Genomic DNA, 3632 nt, shown 5'->3' with positions numbered 1-3632 from the left:
GGCGGGAACGCGGTGGAGACTGCGAAGTTCGCCAACCACTGGGCGGCCGCCGCCAGACCGAGCGCCGCCGTGCGGATGCGGTTGTTGAACATCTCGCCGAGCAGCACCCACACCGCCGGGCCCCAGGACATCCCGAAGAACACGACGAAACCGTTGGCGGCGATCAGCGCGACGAGCCCCTGGGTGTCGCCGAGTTGGGGAGCGAGTTCGCCGTCGGGCCCCGGACCCATCGTGGCGGTGCTGAACATCAGGGCCATCACCGCGAGCGAGACGGTCATGCCGACCGAACCGGTCATGAGCAGCCTGCGACGCCCGATCTTGTCGATCAGCGCGATGGCCACGATCGTCACGACGATGTTCGTGACCGAGGTGATGACGGTCTGGGTGAGCGCGTCCGCCTCGGTGAAGCCGACCGACTGCCAGAGGGACGTGGAGTAGTAGAAGATCACGTTGATGCCCACGGCCTGCTGGAAGACGGACAGCACGATGCCGATCCACACGATCGGCAGGAGGTTCCTGCCGCTCGGGGTGAGCATGTCCTGCCACGACCGCTTCCTGTCCTCGCGGACCGTCGCACGGATCTCCTTGATCCGGTTGTCGACGCCGCTGGACTGGATGGTGCGCAGGACGTCCCTCGCCTCGCCGACCAGCCCCTTGGCCAGCAGGTAGCGGGGGGATTCCGGGATCATGAGCGCCAGTACGCCGTAGGTGATCGCGGGGACCAGCTCGGTGAGGAACATCCAGCGCCAGGCCTGGATCCCCAGCCACAGCTCCTCGATCGCGCCACCGGCCACGGCTGCCAGCCAGGCGTCGGAGAGCAGGGCCACGAAGATGCCGGAGACGATCGCGAGCTGCTGGAGTGACCCGAGGCGGCCGCGTATCGAGGGCGGGGCCACCTCGGCGATGTACGCCGGCGCGATGACCGAGGCCGCGCCGACGCCCAGGCCACCGACCACCCGCCACAGGATGAGGTCCCACGGGCCGAACGCGAGCCCGGAGCCGATCGCACTGACGGTGAACAGCGCCGAGGCCAGGACCATGACGCGGGTGCGCCCCCAGCGGTCGGCGAGGCGGCCCGCGAGATACGCGCCGGCGATACAGCCGAGCAGGGCCGAGGAGACGACGAACCCGGTGAGACCGGCGTTCATGCCGAAGGTCTCCTGGACGGCGTCCACCGCGCCGTTGATGACGGCGGTGTCGAAGCCGAAGAGGAACCCGCCGAGCGCGGCGACCAGGGAGATGATCACCACCCTGCCGGTGTGGAAGGACTCCTCGTCCGAGCTCCTGGCCGAGACGTTCCGTGTGGACATGGCGTACCCCGTTCCCGGGCCGGATGGACGTCCTGATGTCTGGTGAACGGAGCGTAGGCCCGCTACCAATGTGGCGCAAGTCACATATTCTTTATCGATTGCGGCGTACGAACGCTCTGATCGAGAACACGTTCTAGGCTCGAGGTGTCTCGTCGTCATACCGAAAGGGCCACCGCCGTGAGTGCCTCCCCCGAGCAGATCCGTGCCACCGCCGACTCCTACATCGCCGCGCTGGTCGCCGGCGACCTCGAGGCGGTCCTGGACCTCTACGCCGAGAACGCCACGGTCGAGGACCCCGTCGGCAACGGCACCGTCCACGAGGGCAAGGCGGCCATCCGCGAGTTCTACTCGTCCGTGGTGGCGCTGAAGATCGAGGGCGAGGTGCTCGAGGCGCGCGTGTGTGGCGACGACCTGCTGTTCAACTTCGAGATCACCACCCACTTCGACGCCGACTCCAAGGCCACCATCAACGTGTGGGACCTCATGACCCACGACGAGCAGGGCAAGATCCGTTCGATGCGCGCGTACTGGACGCCGGAGAACATGCGCTGAACCGGGGCCGCGCGACTGGACTACCCTTCAGGCCATGATCACCGCCATCGTCTTCGTCCACGCCGAGACGGCGCGCATCCCCGAGGTCGCCGAGGCGATCGCCGAGATCGACGGGGTCTCCGAGGTGTACTCGGTGACGGGCACCATCGACCTCATCGTGCTCGTGCGGGCCCGCCGCAACGAGGAGGTGGCCGACATCGTCTCCGACCGCCTGAACAAGGTCCCGGGCGTGGTCGACACCGAGACGCACATCGCGTTCCGCGCGCTGTCCAAGCACGACCTCGAGGCGGCGTTCTCCCTGGGGTACGACGAGTAGACCCCTCCCCGGTGCGCACAGTTCCGGGGAGGTGCCCCCGCGGCCGTCGCGGCGGATGTGCATACTGTCACCACGACTTGCTGATCTCCGGATACGCAGGGGAAGACCGGTGAGAATCCGGCGCTGACCCGCAACGGTGTGCCGTCACCTCGGTGACGACGAGCCCGATTACCTGCCCGGAGGTACGCGACTCTGTCCATCGCCGCGGTCTGCGATCCGGAGTCCTGCACGGTCGGCGGCCGGTGTCGACGGTCGCCCACCTGCGGGTCTCGTGTGTTCGTGGGCACACGACACGATCCGAGGTCTGATCATGTTCCGTCGCCAGTCCAGGTCCACCACGGCGCTCGCCGCGCTGCTCGTCACGGGTGTCGTCGTCGCGGGCTGCTCCCGCGGCGAGGCTCAGGAGAGCGCCACCTCGAATGAGGCGTTCGCCGAGCCGGTGACCATCACCAACTGCGAGCGTGAGTCCACGTTCGACGCCCCGCCCGAGCGCATCATCACGATGAACGCCCACGTCACGGAGACCCTCATCCAGATGGGTGCGGGGGATCGGATCGTCGGCCGGGGCTATGCCGATCGCGAGGACGTCCTGCCGGAGGTCGCCGAGGAACTCGAGGCGATTCCCGGGTTGGCCGAGGAGTATCCCAGCTGGGAGCAGATCGTCGATCTGGAACCCGACCTCGTGGTGGCCGGCATGCGCAGCGCGTTCGACGAGAAGGAGGGCCGGAGCCGGGACGCGCTCGACGCGGCGGGCATCGACACCTTCCTGTTCTCCGAGTACTGCGGCGACGGGTTCCCGGACGTCTCCATGCTCGAGACCGACTTCTCCCAGCTGGGCCGGGTCCTCGGCGTCGAGGAGGGTGCGCAGCAGCTCACCGACCGCATCGTCGACCGGATCGAGTCGGTCCGCGCCACCCTGGACGAGGCCGGGGTGACGGGGACCCCGACGTTCTTCTACGACAGCGGTGAGGCGGAGCCCCTGACGATCGGCGGCGTCGGCATCGGCCAGCTGATCGGCGAGTACGCGGGAGCCGACAACATCTTCATCGAGGGCGACCGGCCCTACCTCAAGACCACGTGGGAGATCCTCGGCGAACGCCGACCGGAGGCGATCGTCGTGCTCGACTACGGGGCCACCAGCGCCGAGGACAAGATCGAGTACCTGCGCAACCAGCCCATCATGGCCACCACGCCGGCGATCCGCGACGACCGCATCGTGGTGGTCCCCCTGGCCGACTTCTTCGAGAGTTCGCGGATGGCGACCTCGGTGGAGACGATCGCCCGCGAGCTCCACCCCGACGCCTTCGGTGGCTGATATGGCGACGGTCGTCCACGACCGTGGCGGTGGCGCGGGCGATGCGGCGACACCGGCTCCGAGCCGCCCCTCGGCGTCGTCCCGCCTCCCGTCACCGTTCCGCGCCACGAGCCCGTTCCGCGCCACGAGCCCAGGCCGC

General features: G+C 68.4%; 4 protein-coding genes and 1 riboswitch. Of the genes, 3 read left to right on the top strand and 1 reads right to left on the bottom strand.

Annotated elements, in window-relative coordinates; all coding sequences use genetic code 11:
• The coding region (locus tag G6017_RS14310; RefSeq protein ID WP_182617960.1) for a sugar porter family MFS transporter at nt 1-1310 on the bottom strand (1310 nt) is incomplete at its 3' end.
• Nucleotides 1311-1487: 177 nt separating this feature from the next.
• On the opposite strand from G6017_RS14310, the gene G6017_RS14305 reads away from it, so the two are divergent.
• From G6017_RS14305 to G6017_RS14295, 3 genes are all read left to right on the top strand, one after another.
• Entirely contained in the window at nt 1488-1862 is a 375-nt protein-coding gene (locus G6017_RS14305) for an SgcJ/EcaC family oxidoreductase (protein ID WP_179523958.1), read from the top strand.
• 34 nt (nt 1863-1896) lie between these two features.
• On the top strand, nt 1897-2178 hold the full coding sequence (locus G6017_RS14300; RefSeq protein WP_179523957.1) for an Lrp/AsnC family transcriptional regulator: 282 nt from the start codon (nt 1897-1899) through the stop codon (nt 2176-2178).
• A 72-nt stretch (nt 2179-2250) separates the two neighbouring features.
• Nucleotides 2251-2372: riboswitch (cobalamin riboswitch) on the top strand.
• Nucleotides 2373-2488: 116 nt separating this feature from the next.
• On the top strand, nt 2489-3493 hold the full coding sequence (locus tag G6017_RS14295) for an ABC transporter substrate-binding protein (protein ID WP_182617959.1): 1005 nt from the start codon (nt 2489-2491) through the stop codon (nt 3491-3493).
• The last annotated feature ends 139 nt before the right edge of the window (nt 3494-3632 follow it).

It is taken from the genome of Dietzia sp. B44 (assembly GCF_014145245.1).
Taxonomy (GTDB): Bacteria; Actinomycetota; Actinomycetes; order Mycobacteriales; family Mycobacteriaceae; genus Dietzia; species Dietzia natronolimnaea.
This window is presented reverse-complemented; position numbering and strand designations above follow the sequence as displayed.

Coding starts and splice junctions, on each gene's coding strand:
- G6017_RS14295 (WP_182617959.1), top strand. CDS start 2,489: ATGTTCCGTCGCCAGTCCAGGTCCACCACGGCGCTCGCCGCGCTGCTC.
- G6017_RS14300 (WP_179523957.1), top strand. CDS start 1,897: ATGATCACCGCCATCGTCTTCGTCCACGCCGAGACGGCGCGCATCCCC.